This window comes from Polyangiaceae bacterium, assembly GCA_020633205.1.
In the GTDB taxonomy this organism is placed as follows: domain Bacteria; phylum Myxococcota_A; class Polyangia; order Polyangiales; family Polyangiaceae; genus JAHBVY01.
Genome location: JACKEB010000029.1, coordinates 26,228 through 39,860 on the forward strand (window position 1 = coordinate 26,228; position 13,633 = coordinate 39,860).

The 13,633-nt window shown below is 63.9% G+C and carries 13 protein-coding genes; 4 read left to right on the forward strand and 9 right to left on the reverse strand.

Going from position 1 to position 13,633, the window contains the following annotated elements:
- Nucleotides 1-19 precede the first annotated feature (19 nt).
- From H6718_36495 to H6718_36520, 6 genes are all read right to left on the reverse strand, one after another.
- A complete protein-coding gene (locus H6718_36495; GenBank protein MCB9590962.1) occupies nt 20-1,729 on the reverse strand; it encodes a phospho-sugar mutase in 1,710 nt (569 codons plus the stop codon).
- A gap of 104 nt (nt 1,730-1,833) precedes the next feature.
- Nucleotides 1,834-2,994 (reverse strand): 23S rRNA (adenine(2503)-C(2))-methyltransferase RlmN, encoded by a 1,161-nt coding sequence (gene rlmN, locus H6718_36500; GenBank protein MCB9590963.1) that lies wholly within the window; start codon nt 2,992-2,994, stop codon nt 1,834-1,836.
- Between the two features lie 6 nt (nt 2,995-3,000).
- Nucleotides 3,001-3,870 carry a nucleoside triphosphate pyrophosphohydrolase gene (gene mazG, locus H6718_36505; protein ID MCB9590964.1) on the reverse strand — a complete coding sequence of 290 codons (870 nt, stop codon included), beginning with the start codon at nt 3,868-3,870 and terminating at the stop codon, nt 3,001-3,003.
- A gap of 136 nt (nt 3,871-4,006) precedes the next feature.
- Nucleotides 4,007-4,969, reverse strand: a complete 963-nt coding sequence (cysK, locus tag H6718_36510; protein MCB9590965.1) for a cysteine synthase A — start codon at nt 4,967-4,969, stop codon at nt 4,007-4,009.
- Between the two features lie 53 nt (nt 4,970-5,022).
- Nucleotides 5,023-5,949: a hypothetical protein gene (locus H6718_36515; protein MCB9590966.1), complete on the reverse strand. Its 927-nt coding sequence runs from the start codon at nt 5,947-5,949 to the stop codon at nt 5,023-5,025.
- Nucleotides 5,950-5,997: 48 nt separating this feature from the next.
- A complete protein-coding gene (locus H6718_36520; GenBank protein ID MCB9590967.1) occupies nt 5,998-6,849 on the reverse strand; it encodes a PDZ domain-containing protein in 852 nt (283 codons plus the stop codon).
- A gap of 252 nt (nt 6,850-7,101) precedes the next feature.
- Between H6718_36520 and asnS the strand changes: the two genes are divergently transcribed.
- Nucleotides 7,102-8,412: an asparagine--tRNA ligase gene (asnS, locus tag H6718_36525; GenBank protein MCB9590968.1), complete on the forward strand. Its 1,311-nt coding sequence runs from the start codon at nt 7,102-7,104 to the stop codon at nt 8,410-8,412.
- A gap of 58 nt (nt 8,413-8,470) precedes the next feature.
- On the opposite strand, the gene H6718_36530 is transcribed toward asnS, so the two are convergent.
- A complete protein-coding gene (locus H6718_36530; protein ID MCB9590969.1) occupies nt 8,471-9,241 on the reverse strand; it encodes an iron-containing redox enzyme family protein in 771 nt (256 codons plus the stop codon).
- Nucleotides 9,242-10,068: 827 nt separating this feature from the next.
- Between H6718_36530 and H6718_36535 the strand changes: the two genes are divergently transcribed.
- From H6718_36535 to H6718_36545, 3 genes are read left to right on the forward strand one after another with little or no spacing between them, the layout of a single operon-like run.
- The gene (locus H6718_36535; GenBank protein MCB9590970.1) at nt 10,069-10,896 is read left to right on the forward strand and encodes a class II glutamine amidotransferase; all 828 of its coding nucleotides are present in this window, start codon (nt 10,069-10,071) and stop codon (nt 10,894-10,896) included.
- Nucleotides 10,897-10,908: 12 nt separating this feature from the next.
- Nucleotides 10,909-11,589 (forward strand): hypothetical protein, encoded by a 681-nt coding sequence (locus H6718_36540; protein MCB9590971.1) that lies wholly within the window; start codon nt 10,909-10,911, stop codon nt 11,587-11,589.
- Nucleotides 11,586-12,392, forward strand: coding sequence for a hypothetical protein (locus H6718_36545; GenBank protein ID MCB9590972.1), 807 nt, complete (start codon nt 11,586-11,588; stop codon nt 12,390-12,392). Before H6718_36540 ends, H6718_36545 begins: the two co-directional genes overlap by 4 nt.
- Nucleotides 12,393-12,428: 36 nt before the next feature.
- Here the strand turns inward: H6718_36545 and H6718_36550 are convergent, their stop codons facing one another.
- Both H6718_36550 and H6718_36555 read right to left on the reverse strand, forming a co-directional pair.
- A complete protein-coding gene (locus H6718_36550) occupies nt 12,429-12,947 on the reverse strand; it encodes a hypothetical protein (protein MCB9590973.1) in 519 nt (172 codons plus the stop codon).
- A gap of 26 nt (nt 12,948-12,973) precedes the next feature.
- On the reverse strand, nt 12,974-13,633 hold a 660-nt coding region (locus H6718_36555), incomplete at its 5' end, for a patatin-like phospholipase family protein (GenBank protein MCB9590974.1).

Sequence of the window (13,633 nt, forward strand, 5' to 3'; positions counted from 1 at the left end):
GGACGCCTAGCGTCCAGCGTCAGCTCAAAGCGAGCAGCTTCCCGACGTCCTCAGCGACCGCCGCCGCGCGCGCAGCGAGGTCGTCTTCGGCGCCGGTCACGGATTGCTCCGCGTCCAATCGCTGACACAAGTCGACGTAGATCTTCAGCTTGGGCTCGGTCCCACTGGGCCGCACCAGAATCCGCCCCGCCGCGAGCTCGATCGCCACGAGATTCGACTTCGCCAACCAGCGCGGTCGCTCCGCAGCGCCCTGTTGGTAATCGGTGACGCTCAGTACCTCGACGTCTCCGACCTGCTTCGGAGCGTTCGCTCGAAGTCGCTCCATCGCGGACGCGATCGCTTGAGCACCGTCTGCCCCAGGCATGGTGATGCTCTTCTGGGTACTGACCCAGAGGCCGTGGTCTCGATACAGCTGGTGCAAGCGCTCAACCACGCTGGAGCCCTGGGCTCTGAGGGCCGCGGTCAGCTCAGCGAAGAGCACCGCCGCGCTGATGCCGTCCTTGTCCCGTACGAGATGTCCGGCGGAGTACCCGATCGCCTCCTCGAAGCCGAAGACGTAGCTCACGCCGCCCTTTGCCTCGAGGTCCATCGCAGCGTTCCAGATCCACTTGAAGCCAGTGAGAGTCTGATCCCAGTGCGCATCGTAGTGCTTCGCCAGTTCACCGAGCATCGGGCTCGAGACGATGCTGGATATCACCATGCGACGCGGCGTAGTGGCGGACGCGGCCAGCATGAAATCCGCCAGTAACACACCGATTTGGTTGCCGGTCAGCTGGACCCAGCGCCCGGTTGAGGTCTTCACGCAGACCGCCAAGCGATCCGCGTCGGGGTCATTCGCCAGGATCAGCTCTGCATCACACTCGGCGGCTAATGCCAGAGAGAGGTCCAACGCGCCTTTCTCTTCCGGGTTCGGAAACTTAACCGTAGGGAAATGCCCATCGGGCTCGAACTGCTCTGCGACGGCGTGCACGCGACGAAAGCCTGTCTGCTCGAGACCACGCATCACGAACTTGCCGCCAACTCCGTGCATCGGCGTGTACACGATCGCAAAGTCCCGATCGACGTTCACCTTCGGGCGCAAGGCGTCTAGCTCGGAAAAGTAGCGGTCGACTAGACTTGTCGGGATCGCTTCGGAGAGCTCCCCTGCCCCCCCGAGCTTGACCTGCGCTGCCGACTCGACGCGACCAATGCGTTGCGCGATCTCCCCGTCGACCGGAGGCACGATCTGCGCCGCGTTTGCCGCGTAGACCTTGTAGCCATTGTACTCTGGAGGGTTGTGGCTCGCCGTGATGCACACCGCCGCGCTCGCCGAGAGTTGCCGCGCGGCATAGGCCACGATGGGCGTCGGCACGGGCGCCTCGAAGTAGCGTACCGGTATACGCGCCGCCTCGAGCACCTGCTGAGTGGCGTTCATGAACTCGGCGCTCGAGAGTCTCCCATCGCGCCCAATCACCACCGGGAGCGTCTTCGCGTCCGGGATCCGCGCGAGCAGGTAGTCGGCCAGACCGCGCGTCGTCCGGATCACGTTCGCCAGATTCATGCGGGAGCGGCCTGCGCCCACGATCCCGCGGAGCCCGGCGGTGCCGAACTCGAGCTCAGCGCCCATCCGCTCCTCGAGTTCCTCACGTTTGTCCTCGGCGATCAGCGCCGCGAGTTCGTCACGATCTGCAGCGCTTGGGTCCTGGGCCATCCACTCGCGCGCGCGAGTCACCACATCCTTTTCGCTCATGACCCGAGGATAGCGGAGACGAGGGGTTTGCCCAGGGAAGGCGCACACCCTAGTCCTATCGAGACATTCGACGGTCCCTTCGGGGATTTCGGGGGGTGAGGGAGCTACTCTGTACCCTCGAACTTCTTCCGCAGCTTGATGGGTTCGCCATGCAGGGCGAGCTGACCACAGGCCGCGTCAACGTCATCCCCACGTCTCACCCGGACGAAGCAGCTGACACCAGCGTCCGCCAAGCGCTCGCGAAACGCAGACACGCGCGCGCTACTCGGAGCCTTGAGTTCGGAAGCCGAGATCGGATTCATGGGGATCAAGTTCACTTTGACTCTCAGCCCCGCGAGCAAGTCGATCAGGCGGTCGCAGTGAGCGGAGCTGTCGTTGACGCCGTCGATCAAGGTGTACTCGATGGTGATCCTGCGTCGCACGGGCAGCGGGTAATCGTGCAGCGCGCGAACTAGCTCTTCCACGGGGTAACGCTGGTTCATCGGCAAGATGCGACTTCGAGTTTCGTTGTCGGGCGCGTGCAAGCTGATTGCCAGCCCCACCTTGCCGCCAAAATCCTCCCCCAGCTTCCGGATCCCTGGGACCAGGCCGACGCTGCTCACGGTGATACGCCGAGGGCTCATGCCCAAGCCGTCGGGATGCGTGATGAGCTGGATGGCGCGCTGCGTCTGCTCGTAGTGGTGCAGTGGCTCGCCCATGCCCATAAACACCAGGTTTCGCAGATCTTCGTCTGGTTCGAGATAGCGCTTCGCTACCAGCACTTGCGCGACGATTTCGTCGGCGCGCAACCCGCGTTGAAGGCCCGCCTGACCGCTAGCGCAAAACACGCAGCCCATGGCGCATCCATACTGGGTCGAGATACACAGCGTGACGCGCTCCCGCGGCGCTGCTTGGTCGTCTGGATCAAAGCTCGCAGCTGCGGCGTCGGCGTCCTCGACGCCGCTATCGCCTGGCGCCGCATCGCGCGTCATGGGGATCAGCACGCACTCGACACGCCCGCCTCCGTCGAGCTCCAGCAGCAGCTTGCGCGTCCCATCTTTCGAGCGCAGGACCTCTGCAACCCGAAAGGGATCCGCCAACCCGGCATCGGAGAGGCGCGCGCGCAGCGACTTGCCGAGATCCGTCATCTGTTCGGGATCCATCACGCCGCGTTGGTGGATCCAGCGAAACACCTGTCCCGCGCGATACGGCTTCTCACCGAGGCTCTGCAGCACTTCCTTCCACTCCTCGGGGAAACGCGCAACGGGATGCAGTTCAGCGCTCATGCTCTTTCAGTCTTTCTTGCGCTCGCGCGCTTTTGCGTCGTCCCAGTAGCTATCGAGCTCAGCGAGGGGCAGGCCAGTCGTTGGTTTGCCACGCTCGTCCCGCGGCCAGTCGCCGTGCTGATTCCGCACGGTGTCCTCTACGAACGCGAAGCGCCCCTGAAACTTATCGCAGGTGCGCCGCAGGGCGCGCTCCGGGTCGACCCCGCGATGCCTCGCTAGGTTGACCAAGGCAAACAGCACGTCCCCCAGCTCGGCTTCCGCTTCATCGAGGTCCTCTCGAGCCAGCGCTTCGTCGAGCTCTGCGAGCTCTTCGTTCACCTTGGCTCGCGACCCGGCAGCGTCTGGCCAGTCGAAGCCCACCTGAGCAACCTTCGTCGAGATGGAGTTCGCGCGCCTCAAAGCGGGTAGCGAACGAGGCACCCCCGCGAGGAGGGGCCTCCAGCCCTTCTCCTCGCGCTTGATTTCTTCCCAGCGCCGCGAGATGCGAGCCCGGGCGTCGGGGTCAGACCCGTCGATCGCGGCCTCCTCAAATACGTGGGGATGGCGGCGCACGAGCTTCTGACAGATCCCTAGCAGGGCGTCGTCGGGGCCAAAAGCCCCTTCCCGCCGAGCCAGTTCCGCAAGGAAAACGACCTGAAACGCGAGGTCGCCGAGTTCCTCGCAGAGCTCCTCGCGGTCGCCGCCGTCAATGGCGTCGATGACCTCACACGCCTCTTCAAGCACGTAGTCCCGCAGGGACTCTGGCGACTGCTCCCGATCCCAGGGACAGCCATCGTCCGCCAACAGGCGCCGCATCACGGCCACCAGCACAGCGAACATATCGCCACGCTGCTCCGCGAGGGGCACGCCAGGGGGGAGCTCGAAACCACGGGACATTGGGGCGTGCTCTAGCACAGCTGTTCGTGGTTGCGTCCCGGGCGCCCAAACCGGCGCGCCTCCCCCCCATAAAATCTGGCGCTGGGAACGGCGCTTTGACTGTTGGCGGAGCGCTCTGCCTGCTTCGCAATACCACTCAGAACAGGTAGCGCTCCCCCGAGTCGCAGAGCACGGTGACCACGTTCCCACTTTCCAGCTTACTCGCGACCTCGATCGCCGCGGCGACGTTGGCCCCTGATGAGGGCCCGACGAGCAAGCCTTCTTCGCGAGCCAAGCGACGCACCATCCTCTCAGCGGTCACGTCGGTGACGCCGATCACCTCGTCGATCAGTTCGCGCTCGAGGATCTCCGGCACGAAGCCAGCGCCCAAGCCCTGGATACCGTGCATCCCGGGGCGCTTGCCACTCAGCACGGCACTCGCGGCCGGCTCCACTGCGACAAGCTTCACCTGCTCGCCGACCTTCTGTTTCAACACGGCACCGACCCCGGTGATGGTTCCTCCGGTGCCGACTCCAGCCACGAACGCAGCCACGTCTCCATCGAGCTGCTCGATAATTTCAAGCGCCGTGCCCCGTGCGTGAGCCATGGGATTCGCCGGGTTCGAGAACTGACTGGGCATGAACGCGTCGGGAGTCGACTTCATCAGCTCCTGGGAGCGCTTCACCGCACCGGCCATGCCGTCCTGCGCGGCGGTCAGCACGATTTCCGCACCATACGCGCGCAGGATGTAGCGGCGCTCCAGGCTCATGTCCTCGGGCATCACCAACACGCAGCGATAACCACGCACCGCAGAGATCATCGCGAGACTGATCCCCGTGTTGCCGCTGGTCGCCTCGATGATGCTCGAGCCCTGCTTCAGCTTCCCTTCACGCTCTGCCGCGAGGATCATAGACAGCGCCGGACGATCCTTGACGCTGCCGCCGGCGTTGATGAACTCCGCCTTCGCCCAGACCTGGGCTGCACCGGCGTGTAGGCGCCCCAGGCGCACCAGCGGAGTGCCCGCGACCAAGCCAAGCGCGCCGTCAGCGACGAGCAACCCGCTGGCCGTACGCCGAGAGGCCTCAGGGACGTGAATCGGAAATGCTTTTCGATCGCTCATCAGAAAACCTGCGGGCACGCTAGCACTGCCGCCCGGGGGCCGCGACGCTGGAGTCAGCTGCTCGCTAGCAGCTTGGCGGCGGCGCCGTTGACCTGAAGCTCGGTGTCCACCGCGGCAGTCTTGAGGAACGCAAAGCCGAGCACACCTTGGTCACCCGGCGCGACGACGCGGGAGCGAAGCTGACCCACCGCTAGGCCTTCGGCATCGGTCACTTCCGCGTCGCTAGGTGGGAGCGCCGTTCCGTCGATCCAGAGCGGAAACAGACTGCGGCGGACCTTGCCGCGCATGTCCTGCATGCAGACGACTTCCTGCCCCAGATAGCAACCTTTGTCCCAATCCACGGGTCCTTGTCCAAGAGCCCGATGCGCAATCCCTGCCTCGTGAGGGTTGCTCTCGAGGGCGTAGTCGATCCCCCACTCGGGGAGGAAGCGCTCGGCGCGCAGCACGCTCCAAGCGGCTTCGTCGAGCGCTGCGGCGCCTGCATCACGGAAACGCGCCTCAGTCGCTGCAACCTCCGCTTCGTTCACCGCGATCAACGCGCCACCAAAGCCCGTCACGTCGAAGACGCCCCAAGCTACGCCTGACTCGTCCCGCGCCAACGCAGCCGCCTGAGGCTCAGCGTCAGGGCCAACGAGTACGACCAAGCGCTGACTGGGAGCCAGGTCGAGTTCGGCGTCCTCCATGATCAGGAATCGGTCGAGGAGCTCGACCAGGCCCGCTGCCTGTCCTGGAGGCGCAAAGACCAACAGCTCCTCACCTCGTTCGACCAACCACAGCTCGCTCTGGATCTTGCCCTGTTTGGTCAGCGCGAGCCCCCAACCCGCCTGACCTGAACGCACCTTCGTCACGTTGTTGGTCAGCAGACCATTCAACCACGACTTGCGATCCGGCCCGCGCACACTGAACGCTTCGTGAGCAGAGCGGGTGAGAAACAGGCAGCGCGCCTCGGTCGTGAGGTGTTGAGGAGGCCATGCAGACATGAGTACCTCCTAGTGCGCTGGACTCAGCGAGGCAACGTCCGGCGCCGCTCAATCGATGGCCACGCCATCACTGTCCACGGGGTAGATCGGGCCGTTTTTTACCGTCACGGTCTTCACGTCACCCGTGGGCTTGCGCAGCTTCAGTTTGACACCCATGGACGCGTTGGCGTTCACCAGGCTCTGAGCTTCGCCGTCTTCGAAGCTCTTCACGGCCTTGTCCTGGATCTCGAGCACCTCATCGCCCTTCGCGATGCCGGCGCGACCCGCAGGCGACTCCGCAATCACGCGACTCACGAAGATGTCCTCGGTCCGCAGCTCATAATAGAACCCGAGGCCGATCTTCGCGTGGGCTGGCTCAACGCGGAGCGTGACCTGGGCACCGCTGGCGCAGTCGAAGGAGACCTCACCCTGGTAGGCGTCCTCCTTCAAGCTCATCAGCTTCTTCACGCAGATCGGGTGGTTGTTCACCGGGTTGGAGTCCCAAACCTCCACCCGCAAGCGCCCTCCCGAGGGGATGCGATAGTTGGCCTTCTTTTGGTTCGGCCAGGTTGGGCTGACGGTGTTGCTCTGGACCGGAGTGCGGAACAGCTCTTTGTCGTTCAGAAACAGGATCGCGTAGGGATCCGGCGCGGAACCGCCAAGCTTGTCCCACTTGCGGCCGTCGCGCGTCGTAGTGGGGATGCGCGCCTGCTTGAAGCCGAGGAACAGCAAGTCATCCGGTGGAGGCGGAGACAAATCTCGCCCCGCGGGCGGGGGCCGCAGTGGAGCCGAGAGTTCCGGGTAGACGGCGCCGCAGCCGGCAACGCTCCAGGCGAGTACCGCCAAGGCTACCCAACGGCCCGCACCTCTCGCCCCTTGCCCACCAAAGCTGGAACGGATCTTGGCTGCTTCGTCTCCCATGCAACCCGCCAGGCTAGTGCTCCATCTGCTTGAATTCCAGTGTTTTGCCGCGCCGAGTCAGGCTTTGGCTCGCAGTATCACCGCCGACGCAGCTTTGGCGCCGGATCAGGCTGTTCGCTGTGGCACAGCCGCGTGGGCCTCGACTCGCGTTCGCCGCGCGGCCATGGCCGCCGCCGTCGGACCGCCGCGGGGCAGCGCTGCCTCAACAGGACCAGTCGCCACCTGCAGCCGATTGAGCTATGCGCGGTTCCCATGAGCGACGCCACGACGCACGAAGCGGTGAGTGTGAGTGATCTGGGGCAACACGTCGGCGAGACCGTGACCCTGCGAGGCTGGTTGAAGAACATGCGCAGCTCGAAGAAGCTGCACTTTGTCGAGCTCCGAGACGGTAGCGGCACGGTGCAATGCGTGGTCTTTCAAGGCGATGTCAGCCCCGAGGTGTTCACGATGGCCGGAGGTCTGACTCAAGAATCGTCGCTTCAGATCCTCGGGGAAGTACGCGAACACCCGAAGCAGAAGGGTGTGTACGAGATCGGAGTGAAGGACGTCACTCAGCTAGGTGGCGCAGTCGATTTCCCGATCAGCCCGAAGGCCCATGGCACCGACTTCCTGATGGACCACCGACACCTGTGGCTCCGCTCGACGCGACAGCACGCAATCCTACGCGTGCGCCACGCCATCATTCAGGCCGTGCGCAACTTCTTCGACTCGCGAGACTTCACGTTGGTCGATGCGCCAATTTTCACACCCAACGCCTGTGAAGGTACGAGCACGCTCTTCGAGACGGACTACCACGGCCAGCCCGCTTACCTGACCCAGAGCGGCCAGCTGTACATGGAAGCCGCGGCGGCTGCGGTGGGCAAGGCCTACTGCTTCGGTCCAACTTTCCGCGCAGAAAAAAGCAAGACGCGCAGGCATCTTGCGGAGTTCTGGATGGTGGAACCGGAGGTCGCGTTCATGGATCTCGAGGGAGACATGCAGCTGGCGGAGGATTTCCTCTGCTTCATCGCCAGTCATGTGCTGGAGACTCGGCGGCCGGAGCTCGAGACCCTCGAGCGAGACATCAGCAAGCTAGAGTCGATCAAGGCGCCCTTTCCCCGGATCACCTACGCGGAAGCGATCGAGATACTGCGTGCGGAGGGACATGACGCGAAGTTCGGTGACGACTTCGGCGCCGACGAGGAAACCGTGATCTCCTCGAAGTTCGATCGCCCGGTGATCGTCCACCGCTACCCGGCCGCGCTCAAGGCGTTTTACATGAAACAGGACCCGGCAAATCCGGAGCTGTCCTTGTGTATGGATGTGCTCGCGCCCGAGGGCTACGGCGAGATCATCGGAGGTGGCCAACGTGAAGATGGCCTCGAGCGCCTCGAGCAGATGATCGACCACCACCAGCTGCCGAAGGAAGCCTTCGAGTGGTACCTAGACTTGCGCCGGTACGGAAGCTTCCCTCACGCGGGGTTCGGCCTGGGGATCGAGCGTACCGTCGCTTGGCTGTGCGGCCTGCCCCACGTGCGGGAGACCATCCCCTTCCCTCGCATGTTGCATCGCCTCGCACCGTGAGGCGCGCGAGCCGCTGACGCGCGGGAGCAACTCACGCGCCCTGAGGCGCTGGACCAGCTCATGCGCCCTGAGGCGCTCGGATTTCCGCGAGGTAAGGTTCGCCTGTGGCGCCCCGACGTAGCCCACACTCGTGGGCGACCTCGTCGCGGTAGGCGAGCCAAGCCTCGAGAGTAGACTGCATGTGCTGCACTACCGCGGGGAAAGTCTCTGGAGCCCCATAGTCCAGCAAGCAACGCCACGCCGCCGCTCGATGGCTACCCTCTACCTGACGGTGCGCACGAGTCAGCGCCAAACGCTCGAGGGGCAGTCCGTAGTGCTTCACTAGAGGGTGCTCCTCGAGGGGCGCCTGGGGCCGCTTGGGAGCGTTCGGGTCAAGTTCTCCGCGCTCGTAGCAAGTCCCTTCCAGGAAGAGCGTGGTAGCGGCGGCGGCAACCTCCCACGGTTGCCCCAAGGTCGCTTGATCTATTGCCGCACGAAAACGCTTCGCGCCGGGTATGAGCTCGACGTTCGCGAAGCGCGCGAGGTCCATCCCGAGACCACGTGGGTACTCCAAGAACAGCTCGGGATGTGGACGCCCGGCCGACAGCCCTCCAGTCTCCTCTTCAAAGACGTTCTCGATCAGCTCACGGCGCACTTCAGGCAAGGGGCAGACGACGTAGGCTCGCGCAACCAACACCGGAAAGTCGCGCACATAGGTCGCGTACTCCTGTTCCAAGTGCAAGTGGAGCAACGCCTTCGGCACCAAGCCCCGAGTGAAACCAGTCCACGCCCAGTGGTCCTTCTGCTCCATCACCCCGAGCAACGCTTCTTTCAGCTCTTCAGGCGTCATGCGGTAAAGCGACCATAGCCGACACGGGGGACGGTGCGAGCGCACGTTGGGTGACACTCTGTCGGGGGGTGACACTCGGGTGCAACACGGGCACTGCGAGCGAAGACTACGTAGCGGCACTTCACAGTGGGTGGTTGGCGACTCAGCGCGAGAGGCACCCTTAAAGTAACGCTTGAGCTGTAACGGCAGAATGCAGTCGACCGTTGTGGATCACAAGCGCAGCAGAAGTCAGCCCAGCAAAAGTCAACGCAGCAAGAGTCAACGCAGCAGAAGTCAGCGCTCGCGCATCGAAACGCGCGTCCAGACGTCAATACAAGCATGTCGTTAACACGGACCGTCGAACGGCATTCGCTCCCGGGAGCGGCGATCCTCCACTCGCACCTGGGTGGAACACAAACCCGAACGCGTCTGGCGCGAACGGCTGAACAACCGCTCGGCTGCGCCTCGGAGGCAACTGGCGCCATGACTCCCGGATCACAGTCACGCCATGCCCCCGAGGCGGCGTTGACCGAAGCACATGGAGTACGCAGCCGAAGGTGCGCGATGCCAACTCTTCGCGTAGGCTTATACATGTCACGACCCATGCAGCAACCCAACACTCTCGCGCAGTGCACCGCCTCAAGGGATGCTCGCGTGTGGAGCGCGGTGAGATCCGTTGCTGTCAGATTTGGCGTTGGCAGATTTCGTGCAGGGGCCAATTCAATCGACGTCGCGCTCGGAGCGCGCAATGAACAACCATTCTCCCGCGGAGCTGCAGAGCGAATGTCTCGCAGCGTGATACGCAGAGCGGCAGCGCAGTTCCATGCGCGCCACGCAAGGAGGTCACGATGAGGATGTTCGGCTTCATCGGCAATCGCCAGGATCTGGGTGCTCGAATCCTCGAGCTCACACCAGCCGTACTGCGAGTCGAGGCTCCCAAGGGGCAGCCACTTGGCTGGGGTATTGGCTTCTATCAATCGGGAGAGGTGCTACTTCGCCGGCGTCCCCTCGATGAGCGCCCAGTCATCGACTTGATGGAGGTCACTCACGGGGTCAAGAGCGACGTGCTCATTGGGCACGTCCGCATGCCCACGATCGGAAATCTCCGCACGGAAAATACTCACCCGTTCCGCTATCGCCAGTGGCTGATGGCGCAGACAGGGACGATCGCCGGCTTCGATCGTGTGCGTGAGCGAATGCTCGAATCGCAGCCTGAGTTCTTGCGTAGGAACGTGCGTGGCGACACCGATAGCGAGTGCTTCTTCTACCTCTTCTTGTCGTTCCTGCATGACGCTGGTCACTTGGATGACGAGTGGGTGAACCCGGAGCACGTCCGCGCTGCGCTGCGTTCAGCCATCGCGCTGGTCGATCGCCTCACAGCAGAAGTCGGCGAGCCAGAGAAGCGCGGAGATCTGCTTCTGACGAACGGCGAGCAGCTGTTCGCGGTTCACCGGGGCGACGGCATGGGACTTCGCCGCATCGAGGGCAAGGCCGAGGTGGAGGAACTGTTTGGTGAAGACCGCCTCACCTCGGGCGGCATTCCGGCGATCGAGTCGACACGGTTCTACGTCGTCAGCTCAGGCGCCCCCGACCTACCAGAGCGCTGGGAGCGGGTGGCCGAGGACACCATCCTGACCTTGTCGCGCACAGAGGACCCCGAGCAAGAACCGCTGTAGTAGTATGGCGCGGTGATCCGCTCGCTGGAAATCCGGCTTACATCTCCGAGACGCACTTCGACGCTGGGTCTCTGCGCGTTCACCGTGGGCTTGTGCCTTGGTGGCTGCGCGAGCGCCGGCCCGCCGCAGTTCGAGAGTGTCACCAGCTTTGACGAGGATGCCGAGCGGCACCCGGCTGGCGTCTCGGTCGATCCGGTGAGCGAGCTACCCCCGAGTCAGGAAAAGGCAGACACCAGCTCGGGCGTGATCGTCTTGAACACACCCGCGGACCCTGCTCAAGGGCGCGAGGCGGTGCGGCGCTTCTTCCGCGCCGTGGTGACGGAGTCGACGGAAGATCTCGAAGCGGAGCTGGGAGACAACGCGTTGATCCAGCTGAGCTCGGGCGCGCGCCTTCCGGTCGCAGCCTTCTGGCGTCAGCGATTCGCGACGTTGGACTACGCTGGCCTCGCCGGCTCTCCGCTGTTCCGTGAACGGGACATGGAGACGTACCGAGGCTCTGATCTCAAGCAGCTCGGGGGTCGCCGGCGTTTCCCTCTCGCGGTTCCGGAAGACTCGGTGCTCGTCAAGGTGAAGCTTGCAATCACCCGCAGTGGCCGAACGCGCATCTTTGCTGACGAGATCTACTTCCTGCTCCGACCCAGCAGCGACGGCTACAAGATCAGCGAAGTCGTCGAGGATTTCCAACTGCCATGACCCTTCCTGTAGCGACTCACTGCAACAGCTGCGGAACGCCGGTTGGCAGCGCTTCAGGGCGTTGTCCTCGTTGTGGCGCCTCGCTCGGTGCGCTGCCCGAATTGCAGTCGGTGTCGCAGCTCGCACCATCACTCCGTGTGCGGCGCGCAGCGACTCAGGCCCAAGCAAAGAAGCGCGTGGTCGCAATCGTCGCGATGGTCCTCGTCGCCGCAACCATCGTCACCGTCCTGCTGGTGGTGCGCCCCGGAGGCTCTCCTGCGCCAGCAAGCGCGAGTGTAGCACCCTCTCCCCCCCCACCTGCTCCGACCAAGGATGTGGAAGTGAAGCACCAGGCGTCGCCCACGGATTCATTTCCGAGCGCAAAAACGCGCGCGCTGAAGTGGCACAAAGAAGCGGCGTTGCTCGAGGTTCACGCTCAACCGGTGAAGGGCGGCTTCGTCGACCTGACGGGGGACGGCTTCATGGAGTTCGTCTTCGGACAGCCCCGAGGTGGGCAACTCCCGGGGGAAGCGACTGAGAACAAGCAATATGTGGTGCGCATGGACGCAAGCGGCACCCACGGGAACGAGCGCAGCGGCGGTGGAGTTCGGGTCGCAGGCGAACCCGGATGCGCCTTCTTCGACGCGTGGACCAAGGCCGTCGCCTCCGGCGTGGGCAAGACAGATGTGCTCCGCGTTGACTACGGCTACGCGGCTCCGCTCAAGCGATCCGTGTGGACCTTCGGCGCGCTCGCGCCGGAAGGCGCTACACCAGGGCCGAAGACTCGCCTGGATGGCTTCGATTGCGCGATCATTGTCCGCTGATCTATTGCCGCACGGCAGCGCTGTCTTCGGCCGACGCTAGCGCAGCGCGCCGACCGCGTCTGGCGTTGGCGTTGAAACTCGGTACTTCCTGAGGATGCTAGCAGGATCGTCGATGAAGTTGATGTTGCTCTGGGTGGTCAGCTGCAGCGCGAGCGCGACGGTGTTCGCCATCACGCGTCCCAAGACGCCAATATTCAGCGCGCAGTACCCAGTGGACCCCTCATACGGATTGTCCGAGCGACGTGATCGCTCGAGCCAAGCCTCCCGCACGCCGCTGGACGCGCGGACCACCGAACGAAAGTCGTGCAGCAACACAGGGCGCTCTCCCTTGGCGACGAAGCTGGTCTTCCCCAGGTCGTCGAGCCAGTCTTGGATTTGGTGCACGCCCCGCACGTCGGCCGTCTCAATGTACGTCTGAGTGACGATGAGCTTTGGCTCGAGGCAGATCCAGGCAAGCGCCACTCCGCGAAACTCGAAGTGATAGGGCCAGTCAGCAAACGGCGCACGCGGAGAACGGACCTGGCGATCGTCCGGCGCCCTCGCCCCCCTGCTCACGCTCCCCCCAACATTCGCCCGCAAGCCTAGTTCAAGCGCGACGCGGACGCCATTCGGTCGACATCGAACACGCCCTGCGCCTTCGCCTGAGCCAGCGCTCTCAGGGCGCTGCGGTAGCCACGCATCACCAAGGAGCGCGCGGCGAACCGGTTCAGGTAGCCAAACATCCCGATGTCCGGCGCGATATCGATGAAGCGAACTCCAGGGTTCGAGATCGAGTACAGATCGACGCCTCGACGCTCTTTTTCCGTAAGGACAATGTTCAGCGTCTGGTTCATCACCTTGAGCGGCCCGCGACGAGCAACGCTTCGCGGCTCGTTGCTCGCATCTGCAGGGCGGTAGATGTTGGAGATGATCACGACGTCCGCTCCCGCAGCCACGGCCACGTCTGCGCTGAGCGTTCTCACGACCTCGCCATCCAAGTGATAGGTGCCGCGGATCGGATACGGCCGAAACAACCCCGGTACGCAACATGACGCAGCCACGGCCTGGCTCATCGGCGTCTCAGCGTCGTAGCCCTGACCGAACAGCACGCGCTGACCACGATCGATGTCTACCGCCGTGACGTAGATTTGGTTTTTTACCTTACGGAAATCATTCTCTGGAAGGTGCTTGCGCAGGTAGCGTTCAAGCTTCTCCAAGCTGAAGACGCCGCTCGTGAGGTAGCCGGGGGAGAGCAAATCCCT

Bases quoted from the DNA above. Each gene is read 5' to 3' on its own strand.
- H6718_36495 (MCB9590962.1), bottom strand. From the start codon at position 1,729: ATGAGCGAAAAGGATGTGGTGACTCGCGCGCGCGAGTGGATGGCCCAG.
- rlmN (MCB9590963.1), bottom strand. From the start codon at position 2,994: ATGAGCGCTGAACTGCATCCCGTTGCGCGTTTCCCCGAGGAGTGGAAG.
- mazG (MCB9590964.1), bottom strand. From the start codon at position 3,870: ATGTCCCGTGGTTTCGAGCTCCCCCCTGGCGTGCCCCTCGCGGAGCAG.
- cysK (MCB9590965.1), bottom strand. From the start codon at position 4,969: ATGAGCGATCGAAAAGCATTTCCGATTCACGTCCCTGAGGCCTCTCGG.
- H6718_36515 (MCB9590966.1), bottom strand. From the start codon at position 5,949: ATGTCTGCATGGCCTCCTCAACACCTCACGACCGAGGCGCGCTGCCTG.
- H6718_36520 (MCB9590967.1), bottom strand. From the start codon at position 6,849: ATGGGAGACGAAGCAGCCAAGATCCGTTCCAGCTTTGGTGGGCAAGGG.
- asnS (MCB9590968.1), top strand. From the start codon at position 7,102: ATGAGCGACGCCACGACGCACGAAGCGGTGAGTGTGAGTGATCTGGGG.
- H6718_36530 (MCB9590969.1), bottom strand. From the start codon at position 9,241: ATGACGCCTGAAGAGCTGAAAGAAGCGTTGCTCGGGGTGATGGAGCAG.
- H6718_36535 (MCB9590970.1), top strand. From the start codon at position 10,069: ATGAGGATGTTCGGCTTCATCGGCAATCGCCAGGATCTGGGTGCTCGA.
- H6718_36545 (MCB9590972.1), top strand. From the start codon at position 11,586: ATGACCCTTCCTGTAGCGACTCACTGCAACAGCTGCGGAACGCCGGTT.